The sequence below is a fragment of the Sphingomonas sp. 179-A 2A2 NHS genome (assembly GCF_045371305.1).
Taxonomy (GTDB): Bacteria; Pseudomonadota; Alphaproteobacteria; order Sphingomonadales; family Sphingomonadaceae; genus Sphingomonas.
This window is the reverse complement of the sequence record NZ_JBIQDE010000001.1, coordinates 1-20247: the sequence shown is the minus strand read 5'-3', so window position 1 is coordinate 20247 and position 20247 is coordinate 1. Positions and strand designations below refer to the sequence as shown.

The following is a 20247-nucleotide window of genomic DNA, read 5'->3' as shown; positions in this document are numbered from 1 at the left end:
CTCAGAGGCACGCCTCCAGGAACGCCTGGTCAAAGCCATATTGCTTGGCCTTGTCGATCGTGTACGGGCGAAGGCCCATCGCCCGATATTCGCCGATGATCTTCCCGTCCGCGCTCTCGTCGAGATACTCGAACTTGAAGAGCTCCTGCGTCACGATGACGGGGCCTTCCATGCCGATCACCTCGGTCACGTTGGTCACCCGGCGCGAACCATCCCGCAGGCGCTTCACCTGGATGATCATGTCCACCGAATCGGCGATCTGACGGCTGATCGCCTCCTTCGGCACCTTGATGTCGGACATCATCACCATGTTCTCCATACGCGCCAGTGCCTCGCGCGGGGAGTTGGAGTGGAGCGTACACATCGAGCCGTCATGGCCGGTGTTCATGGCGGCGAGCATGTCGAAACACTCGGCGCCACGAATTTCGCCCAGGATAATGCGGTCCGGCCGCATACGCAGCGCGTTCTTGACGAGGTCGCGGATCGAGATTTCGCCCTGACCCTCAAGGTTGGCGGGGCGTGTTTCGAGGGGCAGCCAGTGCGGCTGCTGCAGGCGAAGCTCGGCCGCGTCCTCGATCGTCAGCACGCGCTCGCCCGGGTCGATCATCTTCGACAGGGCGTTCAGCATCGTCGTCTTGCCCGAGCCCGTGCCGCCCGAGATGACGATGTTGAAGCGGCAAGCGCCGGCGATCTTCAGCGCAGTCGCCATCTTGGGCGACATGCTGCCGAAGCCCGCCATCATGTCGAGCGTGATCGGCTTGGCGGAGAACTTACGGATTGAGATGGCGGTGCCGCGCAGCGAAAGCGGCGGAACGATGACGTTGACGCGACTGCCATCCTTCAGGCGGGCGTCGGCAAGCGGCGTCGTCTGGTCGACGCGGCGGCCGACCGAGTTGCAGATGCGCTGCGCGATCTGGAACAGATGCTCCTCGTCGCGGAACTGGATTTGCGCCAGCTGCAGCTTGCCCTTCTTTTCGATAAACGTCTGTTCAGCGCCGTTGACCATGATGTCCGAGATATCCGGGTCGGCCAGCAGCTCCTCGAGCGGCCCCAGGCCGAGCAGTTCGTCGACCAGCACCTTTTCCAGCGCGAACTGTTCGCGGCGGTTTAGGGTGAGCTTCAGCTCAGCGAGAACTTCGCCGATGATCGGCCGGAATTCCTCGGCAAGCTCATCCTTCCCGAGCGTGGCGGCGGCTTCCGGGTCGACGCGTTCGAGTAGGCGCGGGAGCACCTGTTCCTTGATCTTGTGGATCGAGGATTCGAACCCTTCCACACGGCTGTTGCCGGCCTCTCCTGACGCTGCCTGCCGGTCGGCGAGGCGTTGCATCGCGTCACCCTGGCTGCCCCCCATCAAGGGCATAACGTCCGGCGCAGGCAGCTCGCCCGGCATTGCGATCGTGTCGAGCGGAGGAAACTGATCCCCGCCCTCCGGCCGAGGTCCGCCGCCCTGCATGGGGCGCGCAACACCAAAGCCAGGTCGCGTGGCCGAACCTACTGCACTTCGACGCCCGAATGCGCTCACGTCCGCTTCCTGTCCTGCTGGTCGTTCATCGGACGCTACGGGGAACGGTTTTCAAAATGCTTAACGGCCATATACCTAGCGGCAGCTCCCCTGGCCGGCGTGCTGTCTCAGCTCTCCCGCTCCCGCGCGAGCAGCGCCCGTTTGCGCTCCGGACCAAAGGCGTAGCCACCAAGCTCGCCGCCGGATCGAGTAACCCGATGGCAGGGAATGAGCACGGGGAGGTGGTTTGCGCCGCATGCGGAACCCGCCGCGCGCACGGCCCCGGGCCGCCCGGCCATCGCGGCTAGTTCCGCGTAGCTGCGGGTCTCTCCCGCCGGAATGCGCTTCAATGCTTGCCAGATCGCCTCCTGGAAGGCGGTGCCACGCACATCGAGCGGCAGGTTGTGATCGCGCTCCCGCGATTCGACTGCCGCCACCACCTCTGCCGCCCAATTCGCCAGACGTGCATCGCCGGGTATGATCTCAGCGCGAGGAAATCGCATTGCCAAATCCTCCGCGTCCTCGTCAAAGGCGATGCGGCACAGCCCGCGATCGGTGGCCGCGATCAGCATCGGGCCAAGGCTGGAAGGGACAATCGTCCAGCGGATCGTTACGCCAGTACCGCCCTGCTTCCATGCACTCGGGCTCATTCCCAGCCGTCGGACGCCATGATCGTAGAAGCGGCTAGGCGCGGAGTAGCCCGCCGCATAGATCGCCTCCGTCACGCTCCCGTCACCGCTCAGCGCGGCAGCTGCGCGCCGCGCCCTCAGGCCGCGACCGTACGCCGCGGGGGTGACGCCGGTGGCGCGCTTGAACAGGCGGTGAAAATGGTGCGGCGCATAGCCGACATGCGCAGCGAGCACCTGAAGCGGCGGAACGTCCTCTGCAGCGTCGATAAATGCTAGCGCTTGGGCAACTGCGATACGGTCCCGGCCAAGCTCATCGGGTTTGCACCGCAAGCAGGCGCGATAACCAGCAGTCCGCGCGGCGGCGGGATCGGCGTAAAATGTCACATTCTCGCGCTTCGGATGCCGCGCCGGGCAGCTTGGCTTGCAGTAGATGCCGGTCGTTCGCACCGCGACGACGAAGCGCCCATCCGCCGCCCGGTCGCGCCGCTCAAACGCCTGCCAGGCTGCATTGGTGTCGATGGCCTCGGTCGTGGGCGTGATGTAGGCGAAGGCGTGAGCGCGGGCATCCCGCGATTTGCGATCAAAAAAAGGAGTGGATGAATGAATGATTTGGTGTTGATGGAAAAGGCGGGCGGGATTGCCACGGTTACGCTGAACCGTCCCGACGCGATGAACGCCCTGTCCAAGGCGCTACGCGCGCGGCTCTACGAAGTGATGACCGCGATCGATGCTGATGACGAGGTCCGCGCCGTCGTACTCACGGGCGCCGGAGACCGCGCGTTCACGGCCGGCCTGGATCTGAAGGAACTCGGGTCGCAGCCGGGTGCGCTGGGTTCCGCGAACGCGACCGGTGCGGATGAAAATCCTGTCCGCGCCATTGAGCTTTGCCGCAAACCAGTGGTCGGCGCGATCAATGGGGTCGCCATCACCGGTGGCTTCGAAGTCGCGCTGGCCTGCGACATACTAATCGCGAGTGATCGGGCGCGCTTTGCAGATACGCACGCGCGCGTCGGCGTGATGCCCGGGTGGGGGCTCAGCCAGAAGCTATCGCGCCTGATTGGCATCAGCCGCGCAAAGGAACTTTCGCTGAGCGGCAATTTCCTCGATGCGGCGACGGCGGAGCGGTGGGGCCTCGTTAACCGGGTCGTTCCAGCTGACAAACTCGTGGCGACTGCCCAACGCTTGGCAGCAGACATCGCCAGCATCGATCCGGCTTTCATTTCTGCATACAAGCGCCTGATCGACGATGGCCTTGCGCTTCCGTTCGGTGAGGCTCTCGCGCTGGAACACGAGCGGTCTTCCGCGGCAAATCGCCAAGTAACGCCGGAAGCGGTCGAGGCACGCCGTGCTGCGGTGCAGGCGCGCGGGCGAACGCAATAGCTACTTCCGCTCACCTCCAATCCCTGTAAGTGACTGCAAGGGGACAGTTTACAGGCGGGGGTTACATGATTTGGCGCGGCGTACTGCTGCTGATGGCCAGTCTTCTGGGAACGTCGGCATCTAAGGCGGAATGGCTCGAAGCCAAGTCGCGCCATTTTATACTTTATGCCGACAGCAACCAGGCGACGCTGAAACGGCAGGCGGAGGAACTGGAGCGCTTCGACTGGAGCCTTCGCCGGTTCATGTCCACGCCGGACGAGCCGGAAATAGCGTCACGCAAGCTCACCGTCTTTCTGGTCGATGACGACGATATTCGGCGATTGTGCCGGTGCCGCAACGCAGCGGGCTTTTATATTTCGCGTGTGAGCGGCTCCATCGCATTCAGTGGTAATGGCGGCTGGAGCACTGCTCAGGACGGATCCAGGTTGGTGCTGTTCCACGAATATGCGCATCATTTTCTGCTCGGCAGCTTCGATCTGGCTTTTCCGAAGTGGTTTTCGGAAGGATTTGCCGAACTGGCTTCAACCACGCGTATCGAGGATGAGCGTGCCGTCATCGGCTATCCTGCGCAGCACCGGGCCTATGCACTGGTTCTGGGCGACCGCCTTCGCGCTGAGCAGGTATTCGAGCCGTCGACGAAGAAAAGCTGGACCGCCAGCGAGATGGACAGCTTCTATGGCCGAAGCTGGCTGATGACCCACTATATGACGTTCGATCCCGCACGGTTCGAGAAGTTTCGCAGCTACATCGCTGAGGTGAATCGCGGCGCGCCAAACCTCCTGGCGGCGCAAAAGGCTTTCGGCGACATGCGCCAACTCGATCGCGAGCTTTCCGCTTACTTGAAGAAGAGCCGGCTGAGCGGTGTCTCGATGCGCTATGGGGACGCAGCGGTGCCACCGGTCGCGATTCGACCCTTATCCAAGGGTGAGGCGGCAATGATCGCAATGCGGATGGAATCGGTTCGCGGCGTCAATGAGGAATCTGGGCGGAAGCTCTACGCCAAGGCTGCGCCTGTGGCCGTGCGCCACCCGGACGACCCGATCGTACAAGGCTGGTTCGCCGAGATGGCGCATGATGCCGATGAGGACGCAGCCGCGGAGAAAGCGGCTGCCAATGCCTTGGCTAAGGATCCCGCATCGGTTCAGGCGCTGCTCTATCGCGGGATGGTGCAGCTGCGCCGGCTCGAGCGGGAGAAATCGACGGACAATGCGGCGTGGGGGAAAGCGCGCGCCAGCATCGTCGCCGCCAATCGTGCGCAGCCTGATAATGCCCAGCCCTTGTGGTGGTACTGGCAAAGCTTCGGGATGCAGGGCAGGGAGCCGATCGCCTCATCAATCCAGGGTCTCTACAAGGCTCAGGAGCTCGTGCCGCAGGACGGGGAGGTGCGCCTCGCGGCTGCGATCACCCGGATCGCGGCGAACGAAGTGGATGAGGCCAAGGCGCTGCTACGTCCGCTCGCCTACCACCCTCATGCCGAGGCCAATAATCCGGCCAGCCAAATGATCGCCGCGCTCGATGCCGGTAAGAAGGGGCACGACGTGATCACGCTCGCGGCGCCCCCGATGACGGGAGACGCGGCGAAGGAGTAGGTAGCCCTGATAAGTAAGCGAAACCGGTCCTCAGCCGCCATTGGCGCGGAAAAGGTTCAGAGTGCGCTCAATTGCCAGGTCGGCGGACGGCTCGTGATAATCCTTGCGCCGATCGGAGTTGAAGCCGTGCCCCGCTTCATAAACGAACACCTCCGCGAGCGGAAATTCCTTCGCGATCACCTTCTCGACGCCTTCCATTGGGATGCCCGTGTCGAAGCGGCCGAAATGGGCGATCACCGGCACTCGCGGCGCCGCTTCCTCTGCAAGCACCGGTACCATGCTTCCGTAATAGGCGGAGGCTGCCGCCACCCCATCAAGCTTCGTCGCCGCTGCCCAGGCTACCGAGCCACCATAGCAATAGCCGACGACGAACACCGGGCCCTTGTTGCGCAGCGCGTCGATGCAGGTCTGCGTGTCCTTCAATGACAGATCGAACGGGTGAAGCTCGCGCGCCAGTTCGACCGCGCGGGCAAAGTCCGGACCGGCATATGCGGCCTCGAAGCCGGGATGCTCGCGATCGAACAGGGCAGGGGCCAGCACTTCATAGCCTTCGGCGGCAAAATCATCAGCCATGTCGCGAATATGATCGGTGACGCCGAAGATCTCCTGCACCAGCACGACACCGCCGCGCCGATCACCTAGTGGATCGACGTGATAGACCGCGATCTCGGCGCCATCGCTCATCGTCATGCGGACCATTGCGCCCGCGTGGCCTGTTCCCGTCTGGCCGCCGCCGATCCCGTCGCCGTTCATCGCCATCTCTCCGTTAGCTTTTGTTGCATCTGCGCTATCCCTTTGCTACGCGCCCGCCAACCCAAGCGACGGCGCCGCTCGCGCGCCGTGTTTTCGCATGGGGGTTACTCTTAGTGCGAACGGGGATCGAATCGCGTGGATGGTTCCAGCGGTAATCTAGGCAGCAGCATCCAGGCGAGCCTGGGCGGGCGTTACGCGACCGCGCTGTTCGACCTCGCCGAACAGGCGAAGACAATTGATACGGTGGAGGCGAGCCTGGCAAAGGTTCGCGCCGCGCTCGATCAATCGGATGATTTCAAGGCGCTGACGACGTCGCCCGTGGTCGCACGCGAAGCGGCGAGCAAGGTCGTTCTTGCCACCGCGGACGAGTTGGGTGTCGACGCGACGACGCGCAACTTCCTCGGCGTGCTGGCGCAGAACCGCCGCCTGGCGGAGCTGCCTGCGATCATCCGTGCCTTCCGCACGCTCGCCGCACGTCATCGCGGCGAAGTCACCGCCGAAGTGACCAGCGCGCACGCGTTGACCGACCACCAGGTGGAACAGCTGAAGCAGCAGCTCCGTCAACGCGTCGGCCGCGAAGTGTCGGTCGATCTGGCGGTCGATCCCGCGCTCCTTGGCGGGCTCGTCGTCCGCATCGGTTCTCAGATGATCGATTCGTCGATCCGTACCCGCTTGAATGCGCTTGCCAGCGCGATGAAAGGCTAAGTGATGGATATCCGCGCCGCAGAAATCTCGAAGGTCATCAAGGACCAGATCGCCAATTTTGGCACCGAGGCCCAGGTCAGCGAGACCGGTCAGGTGCTCAGCGTCGGTGACGGCATCGCGCGCATCTATGGCCTCGACAACGTCCAGGCGGGCGAGATGGTCGAGTTCGCCAATGGCGTGCAGGGCATGGCCCTCAACCTCGAAGCCGACAACGTTGGTGTCGTGATCTTCGGCTCGGACGCCGAGATCAAGGAAGGCGACACCGTTCGTCGTACCGGCACCATCGTTGACGTTCCGGTCGGCAAGGGCCTGCTTGGTCGCGTGGTCGATGGCCTCGGCAATCCGATCGACGGCAAGGGCCCGATCGTGTCGACGGAGCGTCGCCGCGTCGAAGTGAAGGCGCCGGGCATCATCCCCCGCAAGTCGGTGCACGAGCCGGTGCAGACCGGCCTTAAGGCCATCGACGCGCTGGTGCCGGTCGGCCGTGGCCAGCGCGAACTGATTATCGGTGACCGTCAGACCGGCAAGTCGGCGATCGCGATCGATACGTTCATCAACCAGCGCGAAGTGAACAAGGGCGACGACGAATCGAAGAAGCTGTACTGCGTCTATGTCGCAGTGGGCCAGAAGCGTTCGACCGTTGCTCAGCTCGTCCGCACGCTGGAAGAGAATGGCGCGATGGAATATTCCATCATCGTTGCCGCAACTGCTTCGGACCCGGCGCCGCTGCAGTTCCTGGCGCCGTACACCGGCACCGCGATGGGTGAGTTCTTCCGCGATAACGGCATGCACGCCGTGATCGTGTTCGACGACCTGTCGAAGCAGGCCGTTGCATATCGCCAGATGTCGCTGCTGCTGCGCCGCCCGCCGGGCCGCGAAGCCTATCCAGGCGACGTGTTCTATCTCCACTCGCGCCTCCTCGAGCGTGCGGCGAAGATGAACGACGCGAACGGCAATGGTTCGCTGACTGCGCTGCCGATCATCGAAACGCAGGCGGGCGACGTGTCGGCGTATATCCCGACGAACGTGATCTCGATCACCGACGGCCAGATCTTCCTGGAAACCGACCTGTTCTTCGCGGGCATCCGGCCGGCGATCAACGTGGGTCTCTCGGTGAGCCGTGTGGGTTCGTCGGCGCAAACCAAGGCGATGAAGAAGGTGTCCGGCTCGATCAAGCTGGAGCTGGCGCAGTACCGCGAAATGGCGGCCTTCGCGCAGTTCGGCTCGGATCTCGACGCCTCGACCCAGAAGCTGCTGAACCGCGGCGCACGCCTGACCGAGTTGCTGAAGCAGCCGCAGTTCTCGCCGCTGCCGTTCGAGGAGCAGACGGTGTCGATCTTTGCGGGCACCAACGGCTATCTTGACAGTGTCGCGGTGCAGGACGTCGTCCGCTATGAAGCGGCGATGCTTGCCTTCATGCGTGACCAGCATGGCGACACGCTGAAGCTGATCCGCGACACCCGCGACCTCGGCGACGAAGCCAAGGGCAAGGTCGTCGCGGCGCTGGACGCGTTCGCGAAGACCTTCGCGTAACGAACAGGGCAACACACATTGTCGCCCCGGCCTGAGCCGGGGTTCCGCTTCGATCCATGAGGAGACGCGGGATGCCGGATCAAGGCCGGTGCGACGAGTGAGGGGACGGTGAAGAAGTAGAATGGCAAGCCTCAAGGCCCTCAAGATCCGCATCGGCTCGGTGAAGTCGACGCAGAAGATCACCAAGGCGATGAAAATGGTCGCCGCCGCCAAACTGCGCCGTGCCCAGGAAGCGGCGATGGCCGGCCGGCCCTATGCCGAGCGGCTTGAGGCGGTCATGGCCAGCCTCGCGTCCAAGGTGACGGTAAGCGAGAACAGCCCGAAGTTGCTTGCCGGCACGGGCAAGGATCAGGTGCATCTGCTCGTCGTCGCGACGTCGGAGCGCGGCCTCGCTGGTGCGTTCAACACGAACATTGTTCGCGCCGCCCGCCGCAAGGCCGAGGAACTCGAAGCGGCCGGCAAGACGGTTCGGTTCTATCTTGCCGGTAAGAAGGGCCGCGTGCTGCGCCGCTTTTACCCGAACGGGATCGCTGCGGATCATGAGCTAGGCCAGCACAAGATACTCGGCTTTGATCAGGCACGTGAGATCGCCGACGATCTGATTGCCCGGTATGAGGCTGGCGAGTTCGACGTCGCGCATCTCTTCTTCGCCAAGTTCCAGTCGGCACTGGTGCAGATCCCCACTGGTCAGCAGATCATCCCGGTGGCGGTGCCTGTCGGCGAGGTCTCGACCGCGAACGACGGCGGCGCTGCGGTCGAGTACGAGCCGGACGAGGAAGCGATCCTCGCTGAGCTTCTGCCCCGCAATGTCGCAATCCAGATCTTTCGCGCGATGCAGGAAAATGCCGCGTCCGAGCAGGGCAGCCGCATGACCGCGATGGACAATGCGACGCGCAACGCCGGCGACATGATCAATCGCCTCACCATCCAGTATAACCGTACCCGCCAGGCGGCGATCACGACCGAACTGGTCGAGATCATTTCCGGCGCGGAAGCGCTCTAAGTTTCGAAAGCAGGAAGCAGAACATGGCCACCGTCCTCGATGATCGCCCGACCATTTCGGGCAGCAACAATGTGGGCCGCATCAGCCAGGTGATCGGCGCCGTTGTCGACGTGACGTTCGACAACCAGCTGCCGGCGATCCTGTCCGCACTGGAGACCGAGAACAACGGGCAGCGCCTTGTTCTTGAGGTCGCTCAGCACTTGGGTGAAAACACTGTCCGCACGATCGCGATGGACTCCACTGAGGGGCTGACCCGCGGCCAGAACGTGACTGACACGGGCGCCCAGATCACTGTGCCGGTGGGGCCGGCGACGCTCGGCCGCATCCTGAACGTGGTCGGTGAGCCGATCGACGAGCGTGGTCCGGTCAGCTCCGAGCACAAGGCGCCGATCCACGCGCCGGCGCCGCTGTTCGTCGATCAGTCGACGGAGAGCGCGATCCTCGTGACGGGCATCAAGGTCATCGATCTGCTCGCGCCGTATGCGAAGGGCGGCAAGATCGGCCTGTTTGGCGGCGCCGGGGTGGGCAAGACCGTGCTCATCCAGGAACTGATCAACAACATCGCGAAGGGCCACGGCGGCACCTCGGTGTTCGCGGGCGTTGGCGAGCGTACCCGTGAGGGTAATGACCTTTATCACGAGTTCCTCGACGCCGGCGTCATCGCCAAAGATGCCGACGGCAACCCGACCAGCGAAGGTTCGAAGGTGGCACTGGTGTTCGGCCAGATGAACGAGCCGCCCGGCGCCCGCGCCCGTGTCGCTCTGTCGGGGCTCACGATCGCCGAGTATTTCCGCGACGTGGAAGGTCAGGACGTGCTGTTCTTCGTCGACAACATCTTCCGCTTCACGCAGGCGGGCGCGGAGGTGTCGGCGCTGCTCGGCCGTATTCCGTCGGCCGTGGGTTATCAGCCGACCCTGTCGACCGACATGGGTGCGCTGCAGGAGCGCATCACCTCGACCAACAAGGGTTCGATCACTTCGGTTCAGGCCGTGTACGTTCCCGCGGACGACCTTACCGACCCGGCGCCGGCAACCTCGTTCGCTCACCTTGACGCGACGACCGTGCTCAGCCGCGCCATCTCCGAACTCGGTATCTATCCGGCGGTGGACCCTCTGGATTCGACCAGCCGCGTTCTCGAGCCGCGCGTCGTCGGTCAGGAGCATTACGAGACGGCACGCGCCGTGCAGACGATCCTGCAGAAGTACAAGTCGCTGCAGGACATCATCGCCATCCTCGGCATGGACGAACTGTCCGAAGAGGATAAGCTGACGGTCAGCCGCGCCCGCAAGATCCAGCGCTTCCTCAGCCAGCCGTTCCACGTCGCCGAGGTGTTCACCAACATCCCGGGCAAGTTCGTGCAGCTTGAGGACACCGTCCGCTCGTTCAAGGCTGTGGTGAATGGTGAGTACGATCACCTGCCGGAAGCAGCCTTCTACATGGTCGGCGGCATCGACGAAGTTGTCGCCAAGGCCGAGAAGCTGGCGCAGGAGGCTTAAGCCGATCCCCTCCCGCCTGCGCGCGGGAGGGATCCGGAGAGGGGTGCCGTGCGGTGCCCTTCGCAACGGCCTCCCCAAACCCCTCCCGTCTGCGGAGGGGAGTGAGAAGAAGAGATGCTCCACTTCGAACTCGTTACCCCCGAACGTCTCGTGCGCAGCGAGAGCGTCTACATGGTCACCGTCCCGGGCACTGAAGGTGACTTCGGTGTGCTGGAAGGCCACGCTCCGTTGATGTCGACGATCCGCGACGGCGATCTGCTCGTCCAGAAGACCCAAGGCGCCGCCCCCGAGACGATTGCGATCCGCGGCGGTTTCGCGGAAGTGAATGCCAACGGCTTGACGGTTCTGGCGGAACACGCCGGCTGACCGCCGCCTTACGGCTTTTGGAAGGCTCTGCCGGGTTTATCCTGGTGGAGCCTTTTGCTTCGTGCGGGAGCGGGTGATCCCTGATCGTCGCGGGTGCGGGTCGGGGAGCGGCCTCTAAAGAAAACTATACGGATCAACATCAACAGCAACGCGCACCTTTGCCGGCCAATCGAGCTTCGCGAGCCAAGCGCGTATCGCATCCTGGACATCGATTGATCGACGGGCGTGAACGAGTAGGCGAAAGCGATGGCGGCCGCGTAGCATCGCCAGCGGTGCAGGCGCCGGGCCATAGACGTGCATGCCGTCCACCTGCGGCGCGGTTCGGCCGATGAGGCGGGCCGTTTCGCTCGCGCAGCCCTGATCCTCGCTGGACACGATGATCGCGGCATATCGGCCGAAGGGCGGGGCGCCGGCCTCCTGCCGCGCTTCTGTCTCAGCGGCATAGAAGGCCTCCGTATCGCCGGTGATGAGCGCCTGCATCACCTGCGCTTTAGGGCTGTGCGTCTGGATAAAGACGCGCCCGGTCTTTTCGCCGCGACCAGCGCGCCCGGACACCTGCCGGATCTGCTGGAACGTCCGCTCCGAAGCGCGAAGGTCTCCGCCTTCCAAGCCAAGATCAGCATCGATAACGCCGACCAGCGTCAGGTTGGGAAAGTGATATCCCTTCGTCACCAACTGCGTGCCGACGACGATATCGATCTCGCCGTCCTCCATTCGGTTGACGAATTCCGCCGCCTTTGCCGGTGACCAAATGGTGTCAGAGGTGACGATGGCGACGCGCGCGTCCGGGAAGAGGGCCGATACCTCGTCCGCGATCCGCTCGACGCCCGGCCCGCATGCTACCAGACTGTCCTCCTCGCTGCACTCCGGGCAGGCGCGCGGGATCGGCTCCACGTGCCCGCAATGGTGGCAGGCAAGCCGGCGGGTCAGGCGGTGCTCCACCATCCACGCTGTGCAGTTCGGGCACTGGAAGCGATGGCCGCAATGACGACATAAGGTCAGCGGTGCGTAGCCACGCCGGTTGAGGAACAGCAGCGACTGCTCGCGCCGTTCCAGCGCTTCCTCCAGTGCCTTCACCAAAGGTGGCGCGAGCCAGCGGCCTCGATCGGGCTTGTGTTCGAGAAGATCGATTGCTTCGATCGCCGGCATTTGTGCGGGGCCGAAGCGGCCGGGAAGCTTGAGCTCGGCGTAATTGCCGAGTGTCACCTGCTGGCGGGTCTCGATGGCCGGCGTTGCAGACGCCAGGATCACAGGACAGCCCTCGAACTTGCCCCGCATCACCGCGACATCGCGCGCGTGATAGTGGACGCCGTCCTCCTGCTTGAAGCTCGTCTCGTGCGCCTCGTCGACGATGATCAGCCCCAGATCGGCGTAGGGCAGGAACAGTGCCGAGCGCGCGCCCACCGTCACACGCGCATCTCCGTTGGCGATCGCGCGCCATGCCCGGCGACGCTGCGTGGAGCGCAACCCCGAATGCCAGGCGACCGGCTCGCACCCGAAGCGATCGTGGAACCGCTTGAGGAACGGCTCGGTCAGCGCGATCTCCGGCAGCAGGACGAGTACTTGCCGTCCTTGCCGAAGCGCCTCTGCTACCGCTTCGAAATAGACCTCGGTCTTGCCTGATCCGGTGACCCCGTCCAGCAGGGTGGGGCGGAAGGCGCGCGTGCGCACGTCCGCGGTGAGAGCATCGGCTGCCGCTCGCTGGTCCTGGGAAAGTCTTGGTGGCGCGTGGTCCGGGTCGGGCATTGGGAACGGACTGTCGATGTTGACCTCGATCGGCTCAATCGCTCCGGCTTTCACCAAACCGCGGATCACCCCGTCCGAGACATCGGCGATCATCGCAAGCTCGCGGATCAACCCCTGCCGCTCACCGATGCGTTCTAGGGCCTGCGCCCGTTGCGGCGTCAGGCGTGGCGGCTCCGTGCCGGTCGCCCGATATTCGATCGCGGTTCTCGCGCCCTCCAATGCTGACGTAGAAGACAGCGACATGCGTAGCACCGCTGCTGCGGGCGCAAGATAATAGTCCGCGGTCCACTCGATCAGCCGCCGCAGCGCTGGACGGAGCGGCGAGACATCCACCACTCCAAGCAAGTTGCGCAGGCGATTGTCGCCGACCTCGGCTTCGGACGGCATCCGTTCCGGTTCCCATACCACGCCGAGCAGTTGACGGGGACCAAGTGGAGCGACCACGACCGATCCCGGCTCGACGCTCATGCCGGCGGGAACACGGTAGTCTAAAGGCCCAAGAGCGGAGTTCAGGACGAGGACGCGAGCACGGGACATTGCGCCTGCATATGGGTTGTTGGCGACTCGGAGGAAAGCGGTCGCTATGCATTACGCGTGGAAGATCTTCCGAGCCTCTATGCCGCGCACCTTGTTCGTGATCGCCGCCGTTCGATCCACACGGTGCGAGTGTATCGCGCGACCGCTGAGCGCCTCCTCGCCTTCCTTCGCGCGCATTGGGGCGACCCACCCACGCGATTACGTCTAGCGGAGGTCGGCGCCGCAGATCTGCGGGCCTTTCTCGCCCACCGCCGCGGCGAAGGGCTATCGAACTCATCCGCAGCGCGCGAGCTCTCGGCGGTGCGGCACTTCCTCGGTTGGTCAGCGGGAGATGGCAAGGCGCCTCGCCTCAAGGGGCCGCGCGTGCGCAAGGGTGTTCCCCGTCCTGTCGCGCCACACGAAGCGGTGGCGCTGGCCGAGGAGGTGGGAGCGGCCGCGCAGACGCCGTGGGTAGGAAAGCGAGACTGGGCCTTGCTGCTCCTTCTCTATGGTGCTGGCCTGCGCATCGGTGAAGCGCTGGCGCTCACCGGATCGGTGTTGCCGCTCGGTGAAACGATCATCGTCCAGGGCAAACGAGACAAGACTCGTATTGTCCCGCTGCTTCCCCCAGTCAGAAGCGCGATTGAGGAGTATCTGGCGATCTCGCCGTGGTTGGCGGATCGGGGAGAACCATTGTTCCGCGGCCTTCGCGGCGGGCCGCTCTCCCCCGGGGTGGTGCGAGCGCGGGTTCGCCAGGCACGGGGGCTGCTAGGCCTTTCGGAACGCACCACGCCGCACGCGCTTCGGCATTCATTCGCCACGCATTTGCTTGGTCGCGGCGCGGATCTTCGATCGTTGCAGGAGTTGCTCGGACATGCGAGCCTGAGCTCAACACAGATCTACACTGCTGTCGACGCGGCTCATCTGCTGGATGTGTACCGCCACGCCCATCCCCGGGCCTGACGGAACAAACCGGCGACGGGGCCCGTTTTCCTGGCAGTAGTAGGAGGTGAATATGGGCGAGCTTATCGACAAGGTAAAAGGCAACGTCAACGAGGCGTTGGGCAAAGCCAAGCAAGCCGCTGCCGACAAGGATCCTGCAACTCGTACGGCAGCCGATGATCGGCTTGCTGCAGAGGGCGCCGGCCAGGAAATGAAAGGCAAGGCGCAGCAGTTTGCCGGCAAGGTGAAGGGCGCGCTTGGCGACGACATCTAAGGCGGCTTTTATTTGAAGTGTCACGCGGGAGAGGGGCCGCGCCGAATGTTCGGCGCGGCCCCTTGTCATTTCGGAACCGCGGGCGCAGGGCGAATTCAGGTGGTATCAGGTGATACCAGGAGAGATGAATGCTGGTTGGTGTTCCGAAGGAAATCAAGAACCACGAATATCGTGTCGGTCTGACCCCAGGAGCGGTTCGCGAATACATCGCGCACGGCCATGATGTCATCATCGAGACAACGGCTGGAGCCGGGATCGGTGCGGATGACGCAGCCTACGTTGGCGCAGGGGCAAGCATCGTCGCGACCGCCGAAGAGATTTTCGCGCGCGCCGAGATGGTTGTGAAGGTTAAGGAGCCGCAGCCAAACGAATGGGTGCAGCTTCGCGAGGGCCAGATCCTTTTCACCTACCTGCATCTGGCGCCGGATCCCGAACAGGCGCAGGGACTGATAGATTCCGGTGTCACCGCGGTCGCCTATGAAACGGTGACGGACCGATCAGGCGGGTTGCCGCTCCTTGCGCCGATGAGCGAGGTCGCCGGTCGCCTCTCGATCGAGGCCGCTGGCGCTGCGCTGAAAGCCTATAACGGTGGTCGCGGTGTCTTGCTCGGCGGTGTCCCGGGCGTGGCGCCCGCTCGCATCGTGGTGCTCGGCGGCGGTGTGGTGGGTACCCATGCCGCGCGCATGGCGGTGGGCCTCGGCGCGGAGGTAACGATCGTCGACCGCTCGATCCCGCGGCTGCGACAGCTTGACGAACTGTTCCAGGGGCGGGTGCGCACGCGCGTCTCCACATTGGAGGCGATCGAACACGAGATCAGCGAGGCTGATGCTGTCATTGGTGCGGTGCTCATCCCCGGCGCGTCGGCACCCAAGCTGGTAACCCGTTCGATGCTGTCCCACATGAAGCGACGCGCCGTGCTGGTCGACGTCGCGATCGATCAGGGCGGGTGCTTCGAGACGAGCCACGCCACGACCCATGCTGACCCCACCTACGAGGTGGACGGGGTGATTCACTATTGCGTCGCGAACATGCCGGGCGCGGTGCCGCTTACATCAAGCCACGCGCTCAACAACGCCACGCTTCCTTACGGCCTTGCGCTCGCCGCGAAGGGTGTCGCGGCGTGCGACGGCGATCCCGGGCTCATGGACGGTCTCAACATTCACGACGGCGAAATCGTTAACAAAGCGGTGGCTGAGAGCTTGCGGTAGCGGCCACACCGGGAGCGGCGCTGTTCGCTCATCATCTTACTTCGAAAGCAAAAAAACCTCGATCTGGTGTCAGATCGAGGTCTTTCTGTTTTTAAACGCGACCAGCCAAATGGATTGTCGCGACCCTAATATTACTGCGGCAGCACCATTGCGATCTTCCCGTCATGAAGCCTAGCCGCAACATGACACTCCGATGCCGAGCACTGCCAAGCAGTTACCAAGGCTTGATTTCAGCGCCGTGGATAAGCGCGAGGATGAAAGCGAGCATTTTAGTCTCCCTAGTTTGGTGCGCGACGGAAACGCAGCTAACCCCTTAACGATTTGTTTACCTTCTAGCAAACAGTTTAAGAGAAAATTAACCAAACAATCTGTGCCGATACGGTGCACGTTTAAGGTGTCTTCAGAGATGCCGGCGTATCGCGGAGCCATGTCTCGCTCGGGCTCCCAAACCATGCATGTCGCAGCGACGAATCATGCGGACGACGCCCTACCGTTGTCGCCGGCGGAGCGGCCGGCATGGTGTTTCATGGTGCTGGCCGAGATCACCAACTTCGCGGCGCTGCGTCGGCACCTTGGATGTGCCCGCGCTGATCTACTGACCGCGGATGTAGTGTCGCGCTTTGCCGCCGCGTTGCCTGATGCGCGCCTATCCGCGGCAAGCCGCAGCATGGTGGAGCTGACGATGGAGAGCGGCGAAGCAAGCGATCTCGATAGGGTGTTGGAGCGCCTTCGAGAGCTTTGCGATGCTCCGTTTAACCTCGAGGGTGAGGAGCATAGATTAAAGGCCGTCTTCGGAGCGGCGGTAGGCCGCGCCTCGCAGACGGATGACGTCCGGTTGGTGGAGGAAGCGGAAGCGGCCCTGCTGGAGGCGCGAGGGGCAGATGGCGCCGTAAAGCACGATGTTACCGGACCCGGCGCCCGCGAGTTGCGCCGGATGGCAGATGAGCTACGGGTCGCGATCGCCGAAAACCAATTGCTGCTGCTTTATCAACCGAAGGTGCATGTCCGCCGGCAGGAGATTGGCAGCGCCGAGGCCTTGGTTCGGTGGCGTCATCCGGAACGTGGGCTTGTCCTCCCGGGTGACTTCATCGCGGCCGCTGAGAATGGCGGGGTTATCGACCTCCTGACCTTATGGACGATCCGTCAGGCGATCGCCGATCAGCGTCGCCTTTCGGCCGCCGGCCACGATCTACGCGTCTTCATCAACATCTCGGGCCAACTGCTCGCCGACAATGCGTTTGTCGATGCAGCTTGTCACCTGGTTGCGGAGGCAGATGCGAAACTCGGCTTTGAGGTGACAGAGACTTCGGTCATTCGCGATCCGCAGTCTGCGATCGCCAATCTTCAGCGATTCGCGGACATCGGCATCGTCATCGCGATCGACGATTACGGGGCCGGTCTTTCCAGCCTTGCTTACCTGAAGCAGCTTCCCGCGCGCGAACTCAAGATCGACAAGCTGTTCGTTACGCAATTGACGAGTTCGAACCGCGACCCGCTCATCGTCCGCTCGACGATCGACCTCGCGCATGCGCTTGAGATGGAAGTCGTTGCGGAAGGCGTTGAGACTCACGCCGCGCTGGCGTTGCTCACCGTCATGGGATGCGACATGGTTCAGGGCTTCCTCATCAGCCGTCCAATCGCGGTCGAGGCTTTGATGACGTACCTGGAAGAAGACCGGCACCACCAGGCGCCCGAGGATACGCGAGCATCCTTTAACCGCCTTGCAACCGCTTGGAAGCGCGGTTGATACAGTTCCGCCGCTGCGCGTCTGCAGCCCTCTTAGTCGCCCCGCTTTTGCTGGCTGCTGCGCCTCCGAGCCGTTCGGTAAGCGATCCAAAGTTCGATGTCATGGCCGCGGATGTGAAGGCAGCTATGCTCACCGATCCGGCGCGCGCAGTCGGGGGTGCGGAACAAGCCCTCGCATTCGCCCGGCGCGCTCAGTCTCGACGTATGGAAGCGATTGCGCTGTGGTTGCTCGGCGAAGCGAAGAGTCGAGTGGCCGAGCCAGAGGAAGCCGCCAGGGTTCTCGCAGATGCGCGGCGCATCGTTGAAAAGACGGCGCCCGGCACGCAGTTGAACGCTGACATCCTGCTCTCCGAAGGGGGGGTGCTGAGCGCTACAGGGCAGATAGGGCCCGCACTGACCAACCTGCGTCGTGCTCATGCCATGTTCCAGGCTTCGGGAGACACGCGCAGTCAGGCGAAGGCCTTGATCATGATCGCGTTGGTGCATGCCAACGCGAACGATCATAACGCGGCGCTGCGCTACTTTGGCGAAGCGATCGAAGCGCATCGCGCCGATCCTGGACTGTCTGTCGCTATCTTCAACGGTCGCGCGCGCGCACTGAAAGAGCTTGAGCGATTGCCTGCCGCTGAAGCGGAAATCGGGAAGGCGCTCGGCGCCGTTCGCTCGATGAACAGCCCGTTGCTTTATGCTCAGGTCCTGTCCAACGCTGCCGACATTCGTCTGGAGCGTAAGGACCTCGTGGGGGCTCAGCGCTATATCACGGAGGGGCTCGGCTTCCCGGCAAAGTCTGACGCTGCTGCTTATCGACCCATCTTTATCGCTCTTGCCGCAGAGTTAGCGCTCGACCGCGGTGATGTTGCCCGGGCGCGGCAACTGATCGAAGAACGGTTTCGGGCAGTCGACCTCGAAGCCACGCTACCTCCAGATCGTCCGGCGCACGCAACGGCATACCAAATCTATGAGCGGGTCGGGCGCCCCGATCTTGCGCTGAAACACCTCGCTGCGTTGAAGCGGCTCGATGACCAGGCAACGGAGATCGCCCGGTCGAACAGCGCCGCTATCGCTGCAGCACGGTTCGATTTTGCCAACCAGGAACTGCGGATTGCGCAGCTCAAGGCGGCCGATCTGCAAAAGGACGTCGCGTTCGAGCAAGCGCGTGCGCGCACGCAGCGGCAGATTTTCGTCGGCGTGGCGGCCGTAACTCTGCTGATCATCGGCCTGCTTGCCTTCGGCCTTTTCACGATCCGTCGCAGCCGCAATGCGCTTGCCGTCTCGAATAAAGCTCTGGCGAAGGCCTTGGCTGCGAAAACGGAGTTCCTCGCGACAACCAGTCACGAGATTCGCACCCCACTGAATGGCATCCTGGGGATGACCCAGGTCATGCTCGCGGATCCGAAGCTCGAGCCGGGTACGCGCGATCGTCTGTCGGTGGTGCACGGCGCGGGCACCACCATGCGCGCGCTTGTCGATGACATCCTGGACGTCGCGAAGATCGAAACCGGCAAAATGCTGATCGAGAACGCGCCGGCCGACGTTCGCCGGACGATCGTTGAATCAGCGCGCATGTGGGAAGATCAGGCGCGTGCGAAGGGGCTCAATTTCAGCCTCGATCTGATGGACTGCCCCGGTAACTCGATGATCGACGCCACGCGGTTGCGCCAGATCGTCTTCAACCTGTTGTCCAACGCGGTGAAGTTCACGCCGTCCGGCCATGTAACCGTCACCTCGTCGACTACGAACGGGCGCTGGAGCCTGGTCGTTGCCGATAGCGGCATCGGCATTGCAGCGGACAAGCAGGAGATAATTTTCGAAGCTTTCCGCCAGGCTGATGCAGGCACGACCCGTCAATTCGGCGGGACCGGTCTTGGCCTGTCGATCTGCCGCAATCTTTCCCGTGCGATGGGCGGCGACGTCACGGTGGCAAGTGAACTGGACGGCGGGGCGACCTTCACGCTTGATCTGCCCTATGAGCCGATCGAAGAACCGGCCCGAGCAGGCGGGCAGGGTCGCGGCGTACTGGTAATTGATCGAAGCCCGATCACACGCGCCATGTTCAAGGCGCTGCTCAGCCCTGTCGGCGGTGCGGTGGCTTTTGCCGCCACCGCGCCGGACGCGCTCGAGGCGCTGGCGACCGCACCTGCCGCGACTCTGCTCATCGATGACACCACCATGCGCGGGTGGGACGATCATGTCTCGGCAATTGCGTCCCTGGCGGCCGCTTCGCCTCAGGCGACGATCGCTTTGCTGGGACCCGCACTGGAGCCGGTGGAGCGAGCAAGTCTCGGCAGAGCAGGCATTACCCGTTTCGTCGCAAAGCCGATTGGCAAGGAAGCGTTGGTTAAAGCATTGTTCACTACAGATTCGGATGCCGCCGCTCTTGTGCCCGAAGCGGCATAACGCGATAATGGTAGGCAACATGGAACGAATGAGCTGCCTGTCCGGGCTCCACTTATGAACGTGCTTTTCATCGAGGATGACCGGATGAATCGCCGTGTCGTCCGGGATATGCTGGAAGTTGCCGGGGCCGACATGGAAGAGGCCGAAAGCGCGGAGGAAGGTCTGCGCTTGGTCGACATCAATGATTACGACATGCTGCTCGTCGATCTGCGTATGCCGGGCATGGACGGCATCACCGCCATCCGCCACGTGCGGGCGCGTGAGGATGCGAAGGGCCGGGTGCCCATCATCGTCGTTACCGCGGACACCGCCATCGACCTTCGCGAACGCTGCATCGCCGCCGGCGCTGACGACGTAATCTTCAAGCCCGTTGCCATGGACAATCTGGGGTCGGTTCCGGCTGAGGGCGGAATGACACCCTAAGCGCCGGCGTCCTTGGGCCAAAGGTACTCGCCAGTGAGGA

General features: G+C 63.4%; 17 protein-coding genes. 13 read left to right on the top strand and 4 right to left on the bottom strand.

All coding sequences use genetic code 11. The annotated features are described in order from the left end of the window. Position 1 precedes the first annotated feature (1 nt). Together ACH0AE_RS00085 and ada are read right to left on the bottom strand one after the other, a co-directional pair. Entirely contained in the window at positions 2-1522 is a 1521-nt protein-coding gene (locus tag ACH0AE_RS00085) for a CpaF family protein (protein WP_406875356.1), read from the bottom strand. Positions 1523-1629: 107 nt separating this feature from the next. Continuing rightward, positions 1630-2670, bottom strand: a complete 1041-nt coding sequence (gene ada / locus ACH0AE_RS00080) for a bifunctional DNA-binding transcriptional regulator/O6-methylguanine-DNA methyltransferase Ada (RefSeq protein ID WP_294444772.1) — start codon at positions 2668-2670, stop codon at positions 1630-1632. Positions 2671-2730: 60 nt separating this feature from the next. Here ada and ACH0AE_RS00075 point away from each other — a divergent pair, with 60 nt between their 5' ends. Then, entirely contained in the window at positions 2731-3510 is a 780-nt protein-coding gene (locus ACH0AE_RS00075; protein ID WP_294444767.1) for an enoyl-CoA hydratase, read from the top strand. Between the two features lie 242 nt (positions 3511-3752). Beyond that, positions 3753-5099 carry a hypothetical protein gene (locus ACH0AE_RS00070; RefSeq protein WP_294444768.1) on the top strand — a complete coding sequence of 449 codons (1347 nt, stop codon included), beginning with the start codon at positions 3753-3755 and terminating at the stop codon, positions 5097-5099. Positions 5100-5129: 30 nt separating this feature from the next. Here ACH0AE_RS00070 and ACH0AE_RS00065 read toward each other — a convergent pair whose 3' ends face one another. Continuing rightward, entirely contained in the window at positions 5130-5858 is a 729-nt protein-coding gene (locus ACH0AE_RS00065; protein WP_365928927.1) for a dienelactone hydrolase family protein, read from the bottom strand. A 129-nt stretch (positions 5859-5987) separates the two neighbouring features. Between ACH0AE_RS00065 and ACH0AE_RS00060 the strand changes: the two genes are divergently transcribed. The 5 genes from ACH0AE_RS00060 to ACH0AE_RS00040 all read left to right on the top strand — a co-directional run bounded on the left by ACH0AE_RS00060 (position 5988) and on the right by ACH0AE_RS00040 (position 10955). Next, positions 5988-6557 carry a F0F1 ATP synthase subunit delta gene (locus ACH0AE_RS00060; RefSeq protein ID WP_294444769.1) on the top strand — a complete coding sequence of 190 codons (570 nt, stop codon included), beginning with the start codon at positions 5988-5990 and terminating at the stop codon, positions 6555-6557. Positions 6558-6560: 3 nt separating this feature from the next. After that, entirely contained in the window at positions 6561-8090 is a 1530-nt protein-coding gene (gene atpA / locus ACH0AE_RS00055; RefSeq protein WP_406875355.1) for a F0F1 ATP synthase subunit alpha, read from the top strand. A 121-nt stretch (positions 8091-8211) separates the two neighbouring features. Next, entirely contained in the window at positions 8212-9093 is an 882-nt protein-coding gene (locus ACH0AE_RS00050) for a F0F1 ATP synthase subunit gamma (protein WP_294442020.1), read from the top strand. A gap of 23 nt (positions 9094-9116) precedes the next feature. Continuing rightward, on the top strand, positions 9117-10589 hold the full coding sequence (gene atpD, locus ACH0AE_RS00045; RefSeq protein WP_294442021.1) for a F0F1 ATP synthase subunit beta: 1473 nt from the start codon (positions 9117-9119) through the stop codon (positions 10587-10589). 114 nt (positions 10590-10703) lie between these two features. After that, the gene (locus tag ACH0AE_RS00040) at positions 10704-10955 is read left to right on the top strand and encodes an ATP synthase F1 subunit epsilon (protein WP_294442022.1); all 252 of its coding nucleotides are present in this window, start codon (positions 10704-10706) and stop codon (positions 10953-10955) included. 114 nt (positions 10956-11069) lie between these two features. Here the strand turns inward: ACH0AE_RS00040 and ACH0AE_RS00035 are convergent, their stop codons facing one another. Continuing rightward, entirely contained in the window at positions 11070-13238 is a 2169-nt protein-coding gene (locus ACH0AE_RS00035) for a primosomal protein N' (protein WP_294442023.1), read from the bottom strand. A gap of 57 nt (positions 13239-13295) precedes the next feature. Between ACH0AE_RS00035 and ACH0AE_RS00030 the strand changes: the two genes are divergently transcribed. The 6 genes from ACH0AE_RS00030 (at position 13296) to ACH0AE_RS00005 (ending at position 20207) form a co-directional block, all read left to right on the top strand. Continuing rightward, the gene (locus tag ACH0AE_RS00030) at positions 13296-14180 is read left to right on the top strand and encodes a tyrosine-type recombinase/integrase (protein ID WP_294442024.1); all 885 of its coding nucleotides are present in this window, start codon (positions 13296-13298) and stop codon (positions 14178-14180) included. A 52-nt stretch (positions 14181-14232) separates the two neighbouring features. Continuing rightward, on the top strand, positions 14233-14433 hold the full coding sequence (locus ACH0AE_RS00025; protein WP_294442025.1) for a CsbD family protein: 201 nt from the start codon (positions 14233-14235) through the stop codon (positions 14431-14433). 128 nt (positions 14434-14561) lie between these two features. After that, positions 14562-15641: an alanine dehydrogenase gene (gene ald, locus ACH0AE_RS00020; protein ID WP_294442026.1), complete on the top strand. Its 1080-nt coding sequence runs from the start codon at positions 14562-14564 to the stop codon at positions 15639-15641. A 526-nt stretch (positions 15642-16167) separates the two neighbouring features. Beyond that, positions 16168-17388 carry an EAL domain-containing protein gene (locus ACH0AE_RS00015; RefSeq protein WP_294442027.1) on the top strand — a complete coding sequence of 407 codons (1221 nt, stop codon included), beginning with the start codon at positions 16168-16170 and terminating at the stop codon, positions 17386-17388. 101 nt (positions 17389-17489) lie between these two features. Continuing rightward, entirely contained in the window at positions 17490-19784 is a 2295-nt protein-coding gene (locus ACH0AE_RS00010) for an ATP-binding protein (RefSeq protein WP_406875354.1), read from the top strand. Positions 19785-19838: 54 nt separating this feature from the next. Continuing rightward, positions 19839-20207 (top strand): response regulator, encoded by a 369-nt coding sequence (locus ACH0AE_RS00005; protein ID WP_406875353.1) that lies wholly within the window; start codon positions 19839-19841, stop codon positions 20205-20207. Positions 20208-20247 lie beyond the last annotated feature (40 nt).